This window comes from Roseomonas sp. USHLN139 (genome assembly GCF_037145735.1).
Classification (GTDB): domain Bacteria; phylum Pseudomonadota; class Alphaproteobacteria; order Acetobacterales; family Acetobacteraceae; genus Pseudoroseomonas.
The window spans coordinates 101766-118868 of the sequence record NZ_JBBCWY010000001.1 but is presented as its reverse complement, the minus strand read 5'-3'; the positions used below and the strand labels follow the sequence as shown (position 1 = coordinate 118868).

The window sequence follows — 17103 nt, the reverse complement described above, 5'->3', positions numbered from 1 at the left end:
CGGCACCGCTTCCGTTCGCATGATGTTCTTGACTTCCGGGCGACCCTGGCGAATGAGTCGGGGCGCGAACGGAAGGGGAACCGGATCATGCCGGATGGCAGCATCCGCGCCCAGGCCAGCAGCATGCTGGAGGGCGCGCGCAAGGGACGGGGCGCCACCGGCAACCCGGCCGTGCGCTTCGACCGGCTGGCGCTGGAAGCCTTCGACGATGGCTGGCAGACCCTGGAAGACGCCTTCGCCGAGCTGCCGCCGCTGCCCACCACCCTGACTCGCGATGCCAGCCGCTCGGCCATCGCCTGGAACAGCTCGCCCGATGTCGGCTTCGACCGCGCGGTGAACCCCTATCGCGGCTGCGAGCATGGCTGCGTCTATTGCTATGCCCGGCCGAGCCACGCCTATCTTGGCCTCTCCCCCGGCCTCGACTTCGAGACCCGGCTGCTGTTCAAGCCGGATGTCGGCGCGCTGCTGGAGAAGGAGCTGCGCAAGCCCGGCTACACGCCGCGCCCGATCGCGCTGGGTTCCAACACCGATCCTTACCAGCCGGTCGAGCGGCGGATGAAGCTGACCCGCACCATCCTGGAGGTGCTGGAACGCTTCGGCCATCCGGTGACCATCGTCACCAAGTCGGCCGGCGTGCTGCGCGACCGCGACATCCTGCAGCGGCTGGCCGAGCGCCGGCTGGTGCGCGTCTGCCTCTCCGTCACCACCCTCGACCCGAAGCTGGCCCGCATCCTGGAGCCGCGCGCCGCCTCCCCCGAGCGGCGGCTGGCCGCCCTGCGCGAACTGTCCGACTTCGGCATCCCGACCGCCCTGCTGGCCGCGCCGATGATCCCGGCGGTCAACGACATGGAGCTGGAGCGCATCCTGGAACGCGCCGCCGCCTGCGGCGTCACCCGCGCCGGCTATGTGCTGCTGCGGCTGCCGCTGGAAATCGCCGGCCTGTTCGAGGACTGGCTGCGCGAGCACATGCCCGACCGCGCCGACAAGGTTCTCTCCCTGGTCCGGCAGACCCGCGGCGGCCGCGTCTATGACAGCGACTTCGCCCAGCGCATGTCGGGCACCGGGCCCTATGCCGAGATGCTCGCCACCCGCTTCCGCATCGCCGCGCGCCGCCTGGGGCTGGAGAAGCGCGACGGGGGGGAGCTGGATTGCTCGCAGTTCGCGCCGCCTCTCCTTCCCGGAGAGGGGAGGCAGCTGGCTCTATTTTAGAGAGGCGATTTTAGAGAGAAGGATCTGGGGGCATTGAATGCCCCCAGGCCCCCACATTCATTTTGCGTCACGCACCGAAGCAACGCGGGACGCCGGTGGCGGCCCGCCTCGGGCCTCGTGGCGCCAACTGACGGCGGGGGTGCAGGGGGCAGAGCCCCCTGCCCGCCTGCCTTACTTCAGGTGCTCCTGCAGCCGCGGCATCAGCTCCACCAGGTTGCACGGCTTGTGCCGGGCATCGAGCTGGAAGCGCAGGATATCGTCCCAGCCATCCTTCACCGCCCCCGACGACCCCGGCAGCGCGAAAAGGTAGGTCCCGCCCGCGACCCCGCCGATGGCGCGCGACTGGATCGTCGAGGTGCCGATCTTCTGGTAGCTCAGCATGCGGAACAGCTCGCCGAAGCCGGTGATCTCCTTCTCCAGCACGCGGGCGAAGGCTTCCGGCGTCACGTCGCGGCCGGTGATGCCGGTGCCGCCGGTGGTGATGCCGACATCCACCTCGCCATCGGCGATCCAGCCGCGCAGCACCGCCTCGATCGCATCGGCCTCGTCGCGGACGATCTGGCGGCTGTGCAGGCGGTGGCCGGCGCCCCCGATGCGCTCCGCCAGGATCGCGCCCGACTTGTCGCTGGCCAGGTCGCGGCTGTCGGAGACGGTCAGGATGGCGATCGAGACCGGCAGGAAGGGCAGCGATTCGTCGATCGGCATGGGCTTCTCCTCAGGGGGCCGCGGTGTCGGGCGCCAGCGTCACCCGGTTGCGGCCGGCGCGCTTCGCGGCATAGAGGGCCGCATCGGCGGCGGAGATCAAGGCCTCGCCCGATGATGGCGCCGGCGCGCCGGCGTCGAGGCCCGCCACCCCGGCGCTGAAGCGCGAGAAGAAATGCCCGCCGGCGGTCTCGAAGGGGGTCTCGGCGAAGCGCGCGCGGATGCCGTCGATGATGCCGGCGGCCTCGGCGGGGGCGGTGTTCAGCAGCAGGATGGCGAATTCCTCACCGCCATAGCGGCCGATCACGTCGGTGCGGCGCAGCCGCTTCTGCAGGCTGCGCGACAGGCCGCGGATCACCCGGTCGCCGACCAGATGGCCGTGGCTGTCATTGACCGCCTTGAAATGGTCGATGTCCAGGATGACCAGGGACAGCGCCATGCCGTGGCGCTGCGCCCGCTCCAGCTCCAGGCCCAGCCGCTCCTTGAAGCGGGCGTGGTTCAGCAGGCCGGTCAGGCTGTCGGTCTCCATCACCGCGCGCAGCGCGCGGGCCCGCTCGGCGCGCAGCCGCACCAGGTCGACCAGCCGGTCCAGGTCGACCGGCTTCGGGATGAAGTCGTCGCCGCCCAGGCGGCGCGCCAGCATCTGCTTCTGCGGGTCCTGCTCGGCCGAGAGGAAGAGGATCGGCAGCGACAGGTTGCGGCGGGTCTGGCGGATCAGCCGGGCCATCTCGATGCCGTCGGTCTCGGGCATCTGCATGTCCATCAGCACCAGGTCCGGTGCCGCGGCGGCGATGGCGGCGAGCGCCCGGGCCGGGTCGGACAGGGCGGTGGCCTGCATCCCCGCCTGGCGCAGCGCCAGCGCATAGGCCTCGGCCAGCAGGGCGTCGTCATCGACCACCAGGATCGACAGCGCGGCCTCGGCGCGGCTGCCGGCGAAATGGTCCAGCCAGTCGGCCAGCTCGTTGACGTCGAGCGGCTTTGGCACCACCGCCTCGACGCCGGCGCGGGCGGCCCGCAGCCGGGCCTCGAAGCCGCTCTCGCCGGCCAGCAGCACCAGCGGCGCGCGGTCGGCCAGCTGGCGGCAGAGCGCCAGCGCGCCGGGCAGTGCATCATCCACCACGGCCGCGGCGATGCGCGGCGGCGCCCCGGCGGCGGGGTCCTCCCCCGCCTCCGGCAGCCGGGTCACCGCATAGCCGAGATTGGCGATGACGGCGGAGAGCATCGCCCGCTCGCGGGGCTCGGCGAAGAGGAAGACCGGGTCGGCGGCCTCGCCGGGGTGGCGGGCGGCGACCGGGCCGGCGGCGCTGTCCCGGCCGTCCGGCCCGGCTTCCCAGGCGGCGGCGACGGCGCCGATCAGCAGCGTCGCCTGGCGCAGATGGGCGGGATTCGGGCCCGCCTCGTCGCGCAGGCCGAGCAGGATCAGCTCGAGCGGCGCCGCGGCCGCCGACAGCGCCGGGAAGCCGAAGGTACCGCCGGCGCCGGCCAGCCGGTGGACGGAGGCGGCGAGCTCCCCCACCGCCGCCTGCGCCGCCGCGTCCCAGGGCGGGCGGCGGGCCTGCAGCGCGCTCCAGCCGGCCTCGAGGGCGCGCACCCGCTCGCCCAGCCGCTGCACCCCCTCCGCCCGCAGCCGGCGCAGCGCGTCGCGCATCTCGAGCGCGCCGGCCCCGCCAGCCGCCTCAACCATCCCGGCGGCTCCAGATGTCCTGCACCTGGGCGGAGAGGCTCATCGGGTCGAAGGGCTTGGAGATGACGTCGATGCTGCCGAGCGCCCGGTAGCGCGCCACCTCCTGCGGCTGCACCTTGGCGGTCATGAAGATGGCCGGGGTGGCCCGCGTCGCCTCGAGCAGGCGCAGCCGCTCCAGCGTGGTCGGCCCGTCCATGCCCGGCATCATGACGTCGAGCAGCAGCAGCTGCGGCGCGAAGCCGGCCGCCTTCTGCAGCGCCTCGGCCCCGGAGGCGCAGGCCTCGACGGTGAAGCCGCCGATCGCCTGCAGGGTCAGCGCGGCCAGGCGGCGCACGTCGTCATCGTCCTCGACATAGAGGATGCGGGTCAGCGGCTCGGTCATGGCGGATCAGGCCTCGGTCGCGGGGACCGAGGGTGCGCCCTCGATCAGGTTCAGGATGGTGCCCTGCAGGGCGCGGTTGTCGGTGCGGCTCTTCACCAGGGAGGCGGCGACGCTGCGCGTGGTGCTGGCATCCATGTCGCTGGCGGAGAAGATCAGCACCGGCGGCGGCGGCTGCAGCGCCCGGATGTCCTGCAGCAGGTCGAGGCCACTGCCATCGGGCAGGCCGACATCGATGATCACCAGCGCGAAGGGCTCGGGCTGGGCCAGCGCGGCGCGCGCCTCGGCGAGGCTGCCGGCCGGCACCATCCGTGCCGCGTCGCCCATCACGGCGGAGACGACGCGGGTGATGTCGGCATCATCCTCGACATGCAGGATGCTGGCCGGGCCGCCGTGATGCTGCAGCGCGTGGCGCAGCGCGGCGCGCAGCCGGGCGGGATCGACCGGCTTGTCCAGCCAGTCGACGACGCCGACCGCATCGCCGTTCAGCACCTGCCGCCCCTGCTCGGCGATGGCCGAGACCACCACCACCGGCAGGGCGCGGCCATCCTCGCGCCGGCGCAGGCGGCGGAACAGCGACAGCCCGTCCTCGTCCGGCAGCATCAGGTCCAGGGTCATGGCGTCGAACCGGCCGCGGTCGAGCCAATCCATCGCCTCCGCCGCATCGCGCGCCAGCTCGCTGTCCCAGCCATACTGGCTCAGCATCCGCTGCAGCAGCGGGCCGACATCGGGATCGTCCTCGACCACCAGGGCGCGGCGGCGGCGGCCCGGCGCGCCGGAGAGCGGCGGCGGCACGCTGCGGTCGACCAGCCGCGGCAGCGAGAAGAAGAAGCGGGTGCCGCCGCCCTCGGCATCCTCGAAGCCGATCGTGCCGGCATGGTGCTCGATGATCGCCTTGCTGATCGACAACCCCAGCCCGGTGCCGCCCTTCTGCCGCGCGTCGGAGGAATCCGCCTGGGCGAAGCGCTGGAAGATGCGGCCGCGGAACGCCTCCGGGATGCCGCGGCCGAAATCGCGCACGCTGAAGGTGACGTTGCCGGCATCGACGGCCAGGCCGACCACCACCTTGCCGTCGCGCGGCGAGAACTTCGCCGCGTTGGACAGCAAATTCGCCAGCACCTGCTGGATGCGCTGCACATCGGCATAGATCTGCGCGTCCGGCCCTTCCTCCTCCAGCAGGAACTCGACGCCGAACTGGCTGCCATAGGCGCGGTTGGCGGCGACCGCCTGCGCCAGCAGCTGGCGCGCCGAGGTCCGCTCCCGCTGGAAGTCGAGCCGGCCGCTGCCGATCTTCTCGATGTCGAGGATGTCGTTGACCAGCAGCACCAGCCGCTCGGAATTCTTGTGGGCGATGTCGAGCAGGTCGCGCGCCTGGGGCGGCAGCTGGCCGACCACGCCGCCCATCACCAGGCCGAGCGAGGCGCGGATCGAGGTCAGCGGCGTGCGCAGCTCATGGCTGACGGTGGAGACGAATTCGCTCTTCAGCGCGTCCAGCCGGTGCCGCTCGGTGACGTCGCGCAGCACGCAGACGGCGCTGCCCTCGGCGTAGCGGCCGACCGAGAGCTCGGCCGGGAACAGGCTGCCATCGGCGCGGCGCGCCTGCACCTCGCCCTCGCGCACGCCGAAGCCGGGGATCAGCGCGCGGATGCGGCTGCCGGCCAGTTCGTCCGGGGGCAGCTGGAACTGCCCGGAGGCGGCCAGGTTGGCGACCTGCACCCGCTCCTCGGCATCGACCAGCAGGATGGCGTCGCGGGCATGGTCGAGGATGGATTGCAGCCGGCCACGGCTCTCGGCCAGCGCCGCATTGGCGGCGTCCGTCGCCTGCTTGGTGGCTTCCAGCTCGGCATAGCGGAGGGCGGAGGCCGACAGGTGGCGGTGCAGCCCCCAGACCGCGGCGATCGCCAGGATCGCCGCGCTCAGCAGCAGCAGCATGAAGACGGCGCGCAGCTGCTCGACCCGGTGCAGATAGCCCTGGTTGAACCGGGCCAGCTCGGTCTGTTCCCGGTCGATCATCTCGTCGATCAGGCTGGTCAGGCGGACGCGCTCGCGGCTGGCCTCGCGCAGCAGCAGCGGCAGGTTCACCTCGGTGCCGGACAGCTGCAGGGTCTGCCGCAGCCGGTCGGTCAGCACCTCCAGCCCCCGCGCCAGGACCGCCGCCGACCCGGCCAGCGGGTCGTCCGCCGCCACCATCTTCGCCAGCGCCGCCTGACGCTGCCGCAACTGCTCCACCGCCGCCTCGAAGGCCTGGCGGGGCGCCTCTCCGCCCGGGCCGGACAGCACCAGGTTGCGCTGCACCAGGGTATCGTAGGTGGCATTGCGCAGCTCCAGCAGGCTCCGGGTGGTCTGCTGGCTGGAATCGACCGCCAGGCGCTGCTGCCGCCCGTCCTCCAGCACGCGCCAGGCGGCCAGGCCGCCGGCGGTGAAGATCAGCAGCAGGGTGGCGGCGACGATCAGCGTGGCGAGGCTGACCCGGCGGGCGGCGGCGAACTGGACCATGCGGGGGACCATCCTGGCCGGAGAGAGGCGGCGGCGCGGCGACACGGCATCGCACGACCGGCCCGGCCGGACCACCCGGCGCGACCAGCGCCGGGGCCCGGATGGCATGCGCCGCACAACCGCGCAACAGCGGTCTTTTTTGACAGGTTGGGCCAGGAAAAGAGAATGAAGCCCTTACGGCGACCGCTCGCCGCGGGCGCGGGAGGCCAGGGCGGAAGGCGGGGGCGGGAGGCCGGGGCGGCAAGCCCCGGCCGCCGCTCAGCGCAGCCGCGCGGCCGGCTGCTCGGCCACTTCCAGCACCTGGTTGCCGAAGCGCGGGAAATTGCCCGCCGCCAGCGCGTCCAGGCTGGGCGAGGGCAGGCCCAGCCGGCTGGCATAGATCCAGGAATAGGTCAGCACGCGCTGCACGAAGACCCGCGTCTCGCCGACCGGGATCGATTCGACGAACAGGAAGGGATCGTCCTGGTGCCGCACATTGGGCGCCCAGCGCCCGACATTGCCGGGGCCGTTGTTGTAGGCCGCCAGCATGCGGATCAGGTCGCCATCGACCACCTCGCGCGAGGTCAGCAGGTGCAGGTAGCGCTGCGCCAGCTCCATCGAGAAGGCCGGATCGTGCAGCCGGCCGGCCGCCCCGCCGCGCAGCCCGGATTCCTTGGCGATATAGGCTGCCGTCGCCGGCATGATCTGCATCAGCCCGCGGGCGCCGGCCGGCGAGACGGCGCGGGCGTCGAAGCGGCTCTCCTGCAGCGCTAGGCCGTAGAGCAGCGCCGGGTCGACGCGGAAGCCGGTCAGCGGCTCCAGCCGCGGCAGCGGGAAGCGGTCATAGTCGCGCGGCCGGCCGTCGCTGGTCTGGGCCAGGGCCGCGACCTGCGCCGCCAGCTCGGTCATGCCGGCCTGGCTGGCCACCGCCAGCATGGCGCGCGACAGGCCCGGATTGCCCTGCGCCACCGGCCAGAGCCGGCGCAGCTCGGATTCGGCCCGCTCGCCCTGGCCGATCTGCAGCAGCGCCAGCGCCCGCCAGCCCGAGGCGGTCTCGGCCAGCGCCGCGCCCTCGGCCTCGCCGGCCACCTCGCGCTCCCAGGCGAAGCCGGGGGCGAGGCCCAGGATGCGCCGGGCGATCATGCCGTAGAAGGCGCGCGGCTCCTGCGCCGCCTGCAGCATCCAGGGCACATACAATTGCGGCCGGCGGGTGCGGATCGCCGCCCGCGCGGTCCAGAAGGCGGCCGCCGCGCGCAGCGCCGGGGCGGCGCTGTCGGCCCGCGCCGCCGCCTCGAACTGGGCGAGCGCCAGGTCGGCCTTGCCCATGCCCCAGGCCGAGAGGCCGGCGACGAAGGCGGGATAGGCCAGGCCGGGCTGGGCACGCGCCGCCTCGGCGGCGATGCGGTAGCCTTCCTCGTCGCGGCCCTTCTGGAACAAAGCGAGCGCCACCTCGGCGCGCAGCAGCGCGGCATAGCTGCCGCTGGCGCCGCGGCTGACCGCGGCCAGCGCGCCCTCGGCATCGCCATCGCCGGCGGCCGAGCGCACCGTGCGGTCCAGCCGCGCGTCACGGCTGACGGCGCGGTTGGGCGGCTCGCGCTCCTCCGGCACCGCCTCGGCCTCGGGGGCCAGGAACTCGTCGGGCGGGGCCGGCGGATGCGGCGCGTTGCGCGGCAGGCGGCGGCGCAGCACGCTGTGCAGATAGGCCGCGTCCGGATGGTCGGCATATTCGGCGAGCCAGGCATAGAGCTCGGGCACCGAAGGCTCCGGCGCGCCGGCCCGGCGCCAGCGATCGGCCAGCACATGGCCCATCAGCCGCCGGTCCTCCAGACGCTCGGCCTCGGCCTGGGCCGCGGCGAAGTCGCCCTGCTTCTGCAGGGCGAAGACGCGCGACAGCCGCGCCGCGTCGGAAGGGGCAAGGGGTTGCGGTAGTCCCGCCACGCCTGCGGACAGGGTGGGGTTCGGGACGCTCATCATAGCCCGCTCAAGGGGGGCGGTCTCTCCGGCCCGTTGCGCCTGGGCGGTGACCTGAGCCCCCCCCACAAGCGACGCCGCGCAGCCCAGGCCAAAGGCCAGGAGGCGCGGACGCAGGGCCATGGTGCAGAACGCTCGCATGGCAGGGATGGCGTTAACGGCCCGGTGCCGGGGGGGCAATGCCTGATGTCGGGACAAATCTCACCGAATGAGACGTCCTTTAGGAAATCCAGCAGCTTGGGGCCGTAGGTTTCATCAAATTCTGTTTATTCTGGCGTCGACTTATTCACATTTTCCGAGTCGATGCTGCGCCGCAACAGCAGCAGATCGGCCCAGGCCTCGCGCTTCGCCGCCGGGTTGCGCAGCAGATAGGCGGGGTGCAGCGTCGGCAGCGCCGGCAGCTCGGCCTCGCCCACGGCCAGCCGGTGCCAGCGGCCGCGCAGCCGGGTGATGCCCTCTTTCGCCCGCAGCAGCGCCTTGGCCGAGGTGCCGCCCAGCATCACCACGTGGCGCGGCTTCACCAGCTCGATATGCCGCAGCACCAGCGGCAGGAACTGGCTGATCTCGGCATCCGTCGGCGTCCGGTTCCCCGGCGGCCGCCAGGGCAGGATATTGGTGATATAGAAGCCCTGGCCCGGCGCCGGATTGGTCCGGTCCAGCCCGATGCTGGCCAGCATCCGGTCCAGCAGCTGGCCGGAGACGCCGACGAAGGGCCGGCCCAGCCGGTCCTCGTCGCCGCCCGGCGCCTCGCCCACGAACATCAGCCCGGCCCCAGGCTCGCCCTCGCCGAAGACCAGGTTGGTCGCGGTGTCGCGCAGCGGCGATTCGATGCTGGCGATCGCCTCGCGCAGCGCCTCCAGGCTCTGCGCGCCGGCGGCGAGCGCGGCGGCGCCCTCCGCCGCCGGCGTGGTCACCGCGCGGGCCAGCGGCAGCACCGCCGCGGGACGCTTCAGCGGCGCGCGCGGCGCCGGCTCCGCGCCGCGTTCCGCGCCAAGGGCCGGCGACGCGGCCGGGGCAGCGGCGGGCGAGGCGGCGGCGGGCGAGGCAGCGGCGGGCAGCGGGGTGGGCGCGGCACGCAGCGCCAGCCGGTCGACCGGCACCTCGCCCAGCGCCTCGTCGGCGCCCCAGTCGAGCTGCAGCCGCAGCGCCGCCAGCAGCTCGGCCGCGCTCACGGCGGCGTCGGTCGGATCGGAGGAAGCGGCGTTCATACACGGGCATATCGCGCCGCCGCGGGGTTCCGCGCAACCCGCGATCGGGCTAAGGCAATCCAGCGGGACCAAGGGAGAATGGCAAGGTGTCTGAACGCGAGAGCATGGAATTCGACGTCCTGATCGTCGGCGCCGGCCCTGCCGGCCTGGCCGCGGCGATCCGGCTGAAACAGCTCTCCCCCGACGCCTCGGTCTGCGTGGTGGAGAAGGGCAGCGAGGTCGGCGCCCATATCCTGTCCGGCGCGGTGCTGGAGCCGCGGGCGCTGGACGAGCTGATCCCCGACTGGCGCGACGATCCGCCGGGCCTGGCGACGCCGGCCAGCGAGGACGCCTTCCTCTACCTGACCGAGACCAAGGCCTATCGGCTGCCGACGCCGCCGCAGATGCACAACCATGGCAATTACGTGGTCAGCCTGGGCAATGTCTGCCGCTGGCTCGGCGCCAAGGCCGAGGCGCTGGGCATCGAGATCTATCCGGGCTTCGCCGCCTCCGAGACGATCATCGAGGAGGGCGTGGTCAAGGGCGTCGTCGCCGGCGTCATGGGCATCACCCGCGAGGGCGAGGAAGGCCCGAACTACCAGCCCGGCATGGAGCTGCGCGCCCGCTACACCCTGTTCGGCGAGGGCTGCCGCGGCTCGCTGACCAAGAAGCTCGAGGCGCTCTACAACCTGCGCGAGGGCGTGCAGCCGCAGACCTACGGCCTCGGCATCAAGGAGCTGTGGGAGATCCCCAAGGAGCGCCACGTGCCGGGCAAGATCTGGCACACCACCGGCTGGCCGCTGACCACCGACACCTATGGCGGCACCTGGATCTACATGCTGGGCGAGAACCTGGTCTCGATCGGCATGGTGGTCGGGCTGGACTATCCCAACACCTGGCTGTCGCCCTTCGACGAGATGCAGCGCTTCAAGACGCATCCGGAGATCCGCAAGATCCTGGAGGGCGGCAAGCGCATCGCCTATGGCGCCCGCGCGCTGAACGAGGGCGGCTTCCAGTCGATCCCGAAGCTGGTCTTCCCCGGCGGCGCGCTGATCGGCGACACCGCGGGCTTCCTGAACGTGCCGAAGATCAAGGGCACCCATACCGCGATGAAGTCCGGCATGCTGGCGGCCGAGGCCCTGGCCGAGGCGCTGAAGTCGGAGGCCGCCAGCCCGGTGCTGGACGCCTATCCCGAGGCGCTGAAGAACAGCTGGGTCTGGTCGGAGCTGCAGGGGGTGCGCAACATCCGCCCGGGCTTCGCCAAATGGGGCTTCTACGGCGGCATGGTCAACGCGGCGCTGGAGACCTACGTCTTCCGCGGCAAGGCGCCCTGGACCCTGGCCCACCATGCCGACCACCGCGCGACCAGGCCGGCCGAGCAGAGCCCGAAGATCGCCTACCCCAAGCCGGATGGAAAGCTGACCTTCGACCGGCTGTCCTCGGTGTTCCTGTCGAACACCAACCACGAGGAAGACCAGCCGGCCCACCTCAAGCTGAAGGACCCGTCGAAGTGGAAGGGCGTCAACTGGGACACCTACCGCTCGCCGGAAAGCCGCTACTGCCCGGCCGGGGTCTATGAGGCGGTGGGCGTCGAGGAAGGCGCGCCACGCCTGGTGATCAACGCGCAGAACTGCGTCCACTGCAAGACCTGCGACATCAAGGACCCGACGCAGAACATCGACTGGTGCACGCCGGAAGGCGCGGGCGGGCCTAACTACATCGGCGGGATGTAAGAGAAGACAGATTGAAGGCCAGGGGGAATGAATTCCCCCTGGACCCCCTTTCTTTTCTGCGGTGACTGCCGTGTCCAGGTGGACACAGTACGTGAAACGGCCCATCGGCAGCGCGACCTGTGAGGGCGCGCTGTTTTTGCATGATGGCGTCCCGCCGCGAGGCCCTGGTGTCGCCGGTGGTTGCGCGCTGGTGTTCAAACGGCCGGTGAACAGAAAAAAGAAGGGGTCCAGGGGAATTCATTCCCCTGGCCTGCCTCTGTTTTACGCTGCCAAAGCCTTCCCAACCTCGACGCCGAACGGCCGGATCTCCACCGCCGCGTCCGGCTTCGCCACCAGCACCGCATTGGGGGGGATCAGCTGCCACCCCGCCCCGCGTTCGTCGACCGGCTCGGAGACCACCATCACGCCGCAGCTGCCCTGCCGCCAGTAGAGCGAGGGCGGCCGGCTGTCGGAGGACCAGCGGAAGCAGGTCAGCGTCTCGCCGTCGCTCTGCGCCGCGGCGAAGCGCAGCGGCTGGCGGGTGCCGGCCTCGGCCATCAGCCCCAGCACGCGGCCCAGGGTGCGGGCCATGGCGCCCACCGGATCTTCCGCCAGCCCCTCGGCCAGGGCGGCGAGGAACAGCGCCTCGGTGTCGCCGGTGCCCTGGCGGTGGGTATAGAGCGCGTCGGGGATCAGCGCCTCGATGCGGCGCTTGATCAGGGCATAGTCGCCGACCTGGCCATTGTGCATGAACAGTTGCCGGCCATGCGCGAAGGGGTGGCAATTGGCCCGCGTCGTCGAGGTGCCGGTGGAAGCCCGCACATGCGCGAAGAACAGCCGCGAGCGCACCTGGCTGCAGAGCGAGCGCAGGTTCTCGTCCGACCAGGCCGGGCGGATCTCGCGGTAGAGGCCGGGCTCCTCCCGCTCGCCATACCAGCCGAGGCCGAAGCCGTCGCCATTGGTGACGGTCTTGCCCTCATCGGCATGCATCGACTGGTGGATCAGCGAATGCGCCGGCGCGCAGACCATGTCGGACAGGAAGATCGGGTCGCCGCGATAGGCGAGGAAACGGCACATCGGCAGGGCTTCTCTACGACCCGGCCATTCTTCGTCACCCGCGCCCCGGCCGCAACCGGATCGTCATGAATCCTGCGCCATGCCCGGCTCAGCGCAGCCAGAGCAGCCGGGCCGGCCGCCGCGGCGCCACCAGCAGCACGGCATTCTGCCGGAAGGCGCGGCCGATCCGCGCCGCCCGCGCCGGCCGCAGCGGGAAGGCCAGCAGCATCGGCTCGCCGGGATGGCCGTCATCCGGCTGGCCGAGGCCCTCGGCGACGCGCAGCCTTTGGCCGCGCAGCAGGGCGCGCAGCCGGGCCTGGGCGCGGCGATTGGCGGCCGGCGACAGCGGCGCCGAGCGCGGGTTCCAGGCGGTGACGAAGGCCCCCTGCCCCGCCCATGCCGGCCCGCGCCGGCCGAGCCGGACCGCCGCCACCCGCCCCCGCCACAGGGCGCGGTAGGTGGTGGCGGCATAGGCGGCCAGCCAGGGATGGCGGGCCGCGAACATTCAGCCGGTGACGAAGCGGGCGCGGCTGCCGCGCGGGCCGGGGATGACCTCCAGGCGGGCGGGGATGCGGGCGCGCAGCTCCGCCACATGGCTGATGATGCCGACCAGCCGGTCGCCGGCGGGCAGGCTGGCCAGGATGTCCATGGCGCGGTCCAGCGCCTCCTCGTCCAGCGTGCCGAAGCCCTCGTCGATGAACAGCGCGTCGATCCGCCGGGCGCCGGCATGCGCCTGCACCGTGTCGGCCAGGCCCAGCGCCAGCGCCAGCGCGGCGCAGAAGCCCTCGCCGCCGGACAGCGTCGCGGCCGGGCGCGGCTGGCCGGTCCATTCGTCCAGCACCTCGATGTCCAGGCCGATGGCGCGGCCCGGCTCCTCCCGCCGGCGCAGGCTGAAGCGGCCGCCCAGCATCGCCTGCAGCCGCTGGTTGGCGGCCGACAGCGCCTCGTCCAGCAGCCCGGCCAGCACGAAGCCCTGCAGCGACAGCTTGCGGTCGTTCTTGCCGCGGGCGGTCTCGGCCAGGTCGCTGACCAGCAGATGCGCGGCGCGGGCGGCGTCCAGCGCCGCCTCCGCCGCGCGGATGTTCTGCAGGCGCTGCGCGGTGGCGGCCAGCCGCTCGGCCAGGCGCCCGGCGGCGTCGCGCGCCTGGCGCAGCGCGTCCCGCGCCGCGGCCTCGGCGGCGGTCAGCGCCTCGATCGCGGGCGGCGCCTGGCCGGCGATTTCGGCCGTGGCGCGGGCGGCGGCGAGCTCCGCCTGGTGCAGCGCGCGGCCGAATGTTTCCACATCCTCCTTCAGCGCAGCCAACATGGCGGGGGCGCGCTGCGCGGCACGGGCGGCGGCGGCATCGGCGAAGCCGGCGGCGTGGGCGGCCGCCTCCAGCGCGGCGATGGCGGCCTGGCGCCGGGCGGCGGCGTCGGCGGCACGGCCGGCGGCCTCGCTGGCGGCCTGGATCGCCGCCTGCAGCGCGGCCTCGGCGGCAGAATCCTCGCGCTCGGCGGCGCGGATCCGGTCCTCGAGGGCGGCGATGGCGGTCTCGGCCTGATGCAGGCGCCGGGCCAGGATCGCCGGGTCGCGGGCCTCCTCGGGGATCTGGCGGCGGCGCGCGGCGGCCTCGTGCCGGGCCTCTGCCTCTTCGGTCGTCGCCGCGGCCAGGGCGGCATCGGCCGTGGCCAGCTCCGCCACCGCCGCGGCCAGCGCGGATTCGGCTTGCGCCAGCGCGCGGGCGGTGGCGGGGGCCTGCTGCGCCAGGGCCTCGGCGACGGCGAGGGCGGCGTCGGCCTCGCGCGCCGCGGCGGTGGCGGCGGTCGCGGAGAACCCCTCGGGCAGGCGCTGGCGCAGGTCGGCGGCGCGGTCGCGGCTGCGCGACAGCGCCTGTTCCGCCTGGGACAGGGCGCGCTGGCGATCGGCCAGCGCCGTCGCCGCGTCTTCCTCGGCGGCCCGCGCGGTCTCGGGATCGGCGGGCGCGCCCGCCGGCGCCGCGGCCGGGGCCGGATGGTCGAGCGCGCCGCAGACCGGGCAGGCCTCGCCGGGGCGCAGCCGGGCCGACCAATGCGCGGCGGCGGCCGCCAGCGCGGCGCGCTCCGCCTGCTGCCGGGCGGTGCGGGCTTCTTCCAGGACGGCGCGCGCCGTGGCCTCGGCGGCGGTCGCCTTGGCCAGGGCAGCTTCCTGGCGGGTGATCTCCGGTCCCAGGGCGGCCAGGGCGGCGGCGTCCTTCGCCTGACCGGCGGCATGGTCGCGCGCCGCCTGCAGGCCGGGGCGCTGCTGCGCGGCGGCGGCGGCGGCGTGCTGGGCGGCTTCGGCGGCGATTCGGGCCTCGCGTCGGCGGGTTTCCGTCAGCGCCGCCGTCGCGCGGGTGGCGCCGGCGGCGGCGAGGCGGCGGGCGGCCTCGGCGGCGCTGTTCTCCAGCGCGGCCAGGGCCTCGGCGGCGCGCTGCGCCTCGGCGAGCGCGGCGACGCCCTGGCGCAGCGTGGCGGCCTCGGCGCGACCTGGCGCGGCCTCGGCCTGGGCGAGGGCCGCCTGCTCCCGCCGGGTGCGGGCGGCGGCCTCGGCGCTGGCGGCGCGGGTCGCGGCCTCGGCGGTCTCGCGCGCGGCCTCGTCGGCGGCGGCGAGGGTCGCGGACTGCGGCGCGGTGGCCAGGGCGCGCTCGGCGGCGGCGGCCTCGTCGCGCTTCGCCGCCATGCCGGCCGCCTGCGCCTGCAGCGCGGCCAGGGCTTCCGTGGCGCGGCGGGCCTCGGCATGGCGCTCGGCGGCGCGGCGGCCGGCTTCCAGGGCGGCTTGCGCGGCGGTGGCGGCGGCCTCGGCCTCGCCGGCGGCGGTGGCGGCCCGGGCGACCTCGGCCTGCAGCCCCTCCAGCGCGGCGGCGGCCTCCTCCGGCGAGGCCGCGCCGGCCTCGCCCAGCAGGCTGCGGCGGTGCTGCTCGGCCTGCTGCGCGGCGGCCAGGGCGGATTTCGCCTGCAAGGCCAGCGCCTCTTCCAGCCGCGCGTAGAGCTGCGTGCGGAACAGGCTTGCAAGAATCCGCTGGCGGTCGCCGGGCGGCGCGGTCAGCAGCTCGCGGAAGCGGCCCTGCGGCAGCAGCACGACCTGGCGGAACTCCTCGACGCGGTAGCCGAGCAGCGCCTCCACCTGCTCGGCGACGCGCGGCACCTGGTCGGCGATGACCAGCGGCGGGCCGGCTTCCGGCAGGCGCCACAGCACCGCCTCGCCGCCGCGCTGGACCAGCTTGCCGCCGCGCCCCGGCGCCTCCTGCTTCGGCGCGCGGCGGATCCGGTAGCGGGTCTCGCCGAGCGCGAAGTCGAGCTCGACCCAGGTTGGCTGCGCGGGCGCGGCGTGATGGCTGCGCAGATGGCCGGCCTCGCGCTCGTCGCCGCTGCTCTGGCCGAAGAAGGCAAAGCAGAGCGCGTCCAGCAGCGTCGTCTTGCCGGCGCCGGTGGGCCCGTGGATCAGGAACAGCCGCTGCTGGCCGAGGACGGAGAAGTCGAATTCCTGCTCGCCGGCATAGGCGCCGAAGGCGGCAAGGCGGAGGACGAGCGGGCGCATCAGCCTTCCTCCCCCAGCCCGGTGATGGCGGCGATGGCGGGCGGGCGGGCGGCCGGCGGCAGGGCCTCGCCGCGCACCGCCTGCCAGAAGGCGTCGAGCACCTCGAGCGGGCCGTGCCGGGCGCCGGCGCGGGTCAGCGGCGTCGCGGCGGCCAGGGCGCGTGACTGGAAGCGCAGGTCGAGGACATTCGGAAACACCTCGCGCAGCCGGGCCATGGCGTCGAAGGGGCGGTCGGTCAGGGTGACCTGCAGCCAGTCCTCGCGGCCGGGGCCGCCGGCGGAGGCCAGGATCTCGGCCAGGCTGCCGCTGGCCAGGCGCAGCGGGCGCCGCGCCGGCAGCGGGACTTCTGTCAGTGTCACCGCGCCGGTGGCGTCGATCTCCAGCAGGGTGGCGGATTTCTGCTGCCCGGCTTCCGAGAAGGAATAGGCCAGCGGCGAGCCCGAATAGCGGATGCGGCCGCCCGCCATGGATTGCGGCCGGTGCAGATGGCCGAGCGCGACATAGTCGAAGCCTTCCAGATGCGCCGCCGAGACGGCACCGCTGCCGCCCACCTGCAGCAGCCGCTCGCTGTCGGATTCGAGCCCGCCCTGGACGAAGCCATGCGCCATGACGATGGCGCGCGCCGAGGGATCGCGCAGCCCGCGCAGATGGCCCATCACCGCGGCGAAGCCGGCCTCGTGGTCGGTAATGCCGGCCTCCGGGAAATGGCCGGCCAGCTGCTCCGGCGAGGCATAGTCGGCGGCCAGGATCTGCAGCGGCCCGTGCCGGTCCTCGAAGCGGATCAGGCGGCCCTGCGCAGAGCCGGCGATATGCAGCCCGGCCGCGCCCAGCAGCGGCGCGGCGAAGCCCAGGCGGCGGGCATCGTCATGATTGCCGGCGATCAGCGCCACCGGGATGCCGAGGCCCCGGACGATCTCGTCCAGCACCGCGCCCAGCAGCTCGACCGCCGCGGCGGGCGGGCTGGCGCGGTCATAGACATCGCCGGCCAGCAGCAGCAGGTCGGGGCGGGTCTGCCGCAGCATCTCCAGGAAAGGCCCGGTCAGCAGCCATTCCTGCTCGGGCAGGAAGGGCTGGCCATGCAGCGAACGGCCCAGATGCCAGTCCGCGGTGTGCAGGATCCGCATGGGCGCAGGCTTAGCCCGCCCCCCGCCGCATTCCAAGCGCGGACTAGAGCGCGATGGCTTGAGGTGGAA

Annotated in this window: 12 protein-coding genes; 2 read left to right on the top strand and 10 right to left on the bottom strand. The window is 73.7% G+C overall.

Annotation, left to right across the window (positions count from 1 at the left end):
- Nucleotides 1-87 precede the first annotated feature (87 nt).
- A complete protein-coding gene (locus WFI16_RS00560; RefSeq protein WP_419895844.1) occupies nucleotides 88-1209 on the top strand; it encodes a PA0069 family radical SAM protein in 1122 nt (373 codons plus the stop codon).
- Between the two features lie 171 nt (nucleotides 1210-1380).
- On the opposite strand, the gene moaB is transcribed toward WFI16_RS00560, so the two are convergent.
- The 6 genes from moaB to WFI16_RS00530 all read right to left on the bottom strand — a co-directional run bounded on the left by moaB (nucleotide 1381) and on the right by WFI16_RS00530 (nucleotide 9628).
- Nucleotides 1381-1914 carry a molybdenum cofactor biosynthesis protein B gene (moaB, locus tag WFI16_RS00555; RefSeq protein WP_419895843.1) on the bottom strand — a complete coding sequence of 178 codons (534 nt, stop codon included), beginning with the start codon at nucleotides 1912-1914 and terminating at the stop codon, nucleotides 1381-1383.
- A gap of 10 nt (nucleotides 1915-1924) precedes the next feature.
- Nucleotides 1925-3595 carry a diguanylate cyclase gene (locus WFI16_RS00550; protein WP_419895842.1) on the bottom strand — a complete coding sequence of 557 codons (1671 nt, stop codon included), beginning with the start codon at nucleotides 3593-3595 and terminating at the stop codon, nucleotides 1925-1927.
- Entirely contained in the window at nucleotides 3588-3977 is a 390-nt protein-coding gene (locus WFI16_RS00545) for a response regulator (protein WP_419895841.1), read from the bottom strand. Before WFI16_RS00545 ends, WFI16_RS00550 begins: the two co-directional genes overlap by 8 nt.
- A 6-nt stretch (nucleotides 3978-3983) precedes the next feature.
- The gene (locus tag WFI16_RS00540; protein WP_419895840.1) at nucleotides 3984-6470 is read right to left on the bottom strand and encodes an ATP-binding response regulator; all 2487 of its coding nucleotides are present in this window, start codon (nucleotides 6468-6470) and stop codon (nucleotides 3984-3986) included.
- 258 nt (nucleotides 6471-6728) lie between these two features.
- A complete protein-coding gene (locus tag WFI16_RS00535) occupies nucleotides 6729-8420 on the bottom strand; it encodes a lytic transglycosylase domain-containing protein (RefSeq protein WP_419895839.1) in 1692 nt (563 codons plus the stop codon).
- A 266-nt stretch (nucleotides 8421-8686) separates the two neighbouring features.
- Nucleotides 8687-9628: a uracil-DNA glycosylase gene (locus WFI16_RS00530; protein WP_419895838.1), complete on the bottom strand. Its 942-nt coding sequence runs from the start codon at nucleotides 9626-9628 to the stop codon at nucleotides 8687-8689.
- Nucleotides 9629-9732: 104 nt separating this feature from the next.
- Here WFI16_RS00530 and WFI16_RS00525 point away from each other — a divergent pair, with 104 nt between their 5' ends.
- On the top strand, nucleotides 9733-11340 hold the full coding sequence (locus tag WFI16_RS00525; RefSeq protein ID WP_419897124.1) for an electron transfer flavoprotein-ubiquinone oxidoreductase: 1608 nt from the start codon (nucleotides 9733-9735) through the stop codon (nucleotides 11338-11340).
- A gap of 261 nt (nucleotides 11341-11601) precedes the next feature.
- Here the strand turns inward: WFI16_RS00525 and WFI16_RS00520 are convergent, their stop codons facing one another.
- The 4 genes from WFI16_RS00520 to WFI16_RS00505 all read right to left on the bottom strand — a co-directional run bounded on the left by WFI16_RS00520 (nucleotide 11602) and on the right by WFI16_RS00505 (nucleotide 17034).
- Complete coding sequence (locus WFI16_RS00520) at nucleotides 11602-12396, bottom strand: class II glutamine amidotransferase (RefSeq protein WP_419895837.1); 795 nt, start codon at nucleotides 12394-12396, stop codon at nucleotides 11602-11604.
- Between the two features lie 88 nt (nucleotides 12397-12484).
- Nucleotides 12485-12880: a DUF3293 domain-containing protein gene (locus WFI16_RS00515; protein WP_419895836.1), complete on the bottom strand. Its 396-nt coding sequence runs from the start codon at nucleotides 12878-12880 to the stop codon at nucleotides 12485-12487.
- Nucleotides 12881-15910 carry an AAA family ATPase gene (locus tag WFI16_RS00510; protein ID WP_419895835.1) on the bottom strand — a complete coding sequence of 1010 codons (3030 nt, stop codon included), beginning with the start codon at nucleotides 15908-15910 and terminating at the stop codon, nucleotides 12881-12883.
- On the bottom strand, nucleotides 15910-17034 hold the full coding sequence (locus tag WFI16_RS00505; RefSeq protein WP_419895834.1) for an exonuclease SbcCD subunit D: 1125 nt from the start codon (nucleotides 17032-17034) through the stop codon (nucleotides 15910-15912). The genes WFI16_RS00510 and WFI16_RS00505 overlap by 1 nt, the downstream gene beginning before the upstream one ends.
- Between the last annotated feature and the right edge of the window lie 69 nt (nucleotides 17035-17103).

What these genes read in the sequence shown, in the direction of transcription:
- WFI16_RS00560 (WP_419895844.1), top strand. Translation starts at nt 88, where the DNA reads ATGCCGGATGGCAGCATCCGCGCCCAGGCCAGCAGCATGCTGGAGGGC.
- moaB (WP_419895843.1), bottom strand. Translation starts at nt 1,914, where the DNA reads ATGCCGATCGACGAATCGCTGCCCTTCCTGCCGGTCTCGATCGCCATC.
- WFI16_RS00550 (WP_419895842.1), bottom strand. Translation starts at nt 3,595, where the DNA reads ATGGTTGAGGCGGCTGGCGGGGCCGGCGCGCTCGAGATGCGCGACGCG.
- WFI16_RS00545 (WP_419895841.1), bottom strand. Translation starts at nt 3,977, where the DNA reads ATGACCGAGCCGCTGACCCGCATCCTCTATGTCGAGGACGATGACGAC.
- WFI16_RS00540 (WP_419895840.1), bottom strand. Translation starts at nt 6,470, where the DNA reads ATGGTCCAGTTCGCCGCCGCCCGCCGGGTCAGCCTCGCCACGCTGATC.
- WFI16_RS00535 (WP_419895839.1), bottom strand. Translation starts at nt 8,420, where the DNA reads ATGAGCGTCCCGAACCCCACCCTGTCCGCAGGCGTGGCGGGACTACCG.
- WFI16_RS00530 (WP_419895838.1), bottom strand. Translation starts at nt 9,628, where the DNA reads ATGAACGCCGCTTCCTCCGATCCGACCGACGCCGCCGTGAGCGCGGCC.
- WFI16_RS00525 (WP_419897124.1), top strand. Translation starts at nt 9,733, where the DNA reads ATGGAATTCGACGTCCTGATCGTCGGCGCCGGCCCTGCCGGCCTGGCC.
- WFI16_RS00520 (WP_419895837.1), bottom strand. Translation starts at nt 12,396, where the DNA reads ATGTGCCGTTTCCTCGCCTATCGCGGCGACCCGATCTTCCTGTCCGAC.
- WFI16_RS00515 (WP_419895836.1), bottom strand. Translation starts at nt 12,880, where the DNA reads ATGTTCGCGGCCCGCCATCCCTGGCTGGCCGCCTATGCCGCCACCACC.
- WFI16_RS00510 (WP_419895835.1), bottom strand. Translation starts at nt 15,910, where the DNA reads ATGCGCCCGCTCGTCCTCCGCCTTGCCGCCTTCGGCGCCTATGCCGGC.
- WFI16_RS00505 (WP_419895834.1), bottom strand. Translation starts at nt 17,034, where the DNA reads ATGCGGATCCTGCACACCGCGGACTGGCATCTGGGCCGTTCGCTGCAT.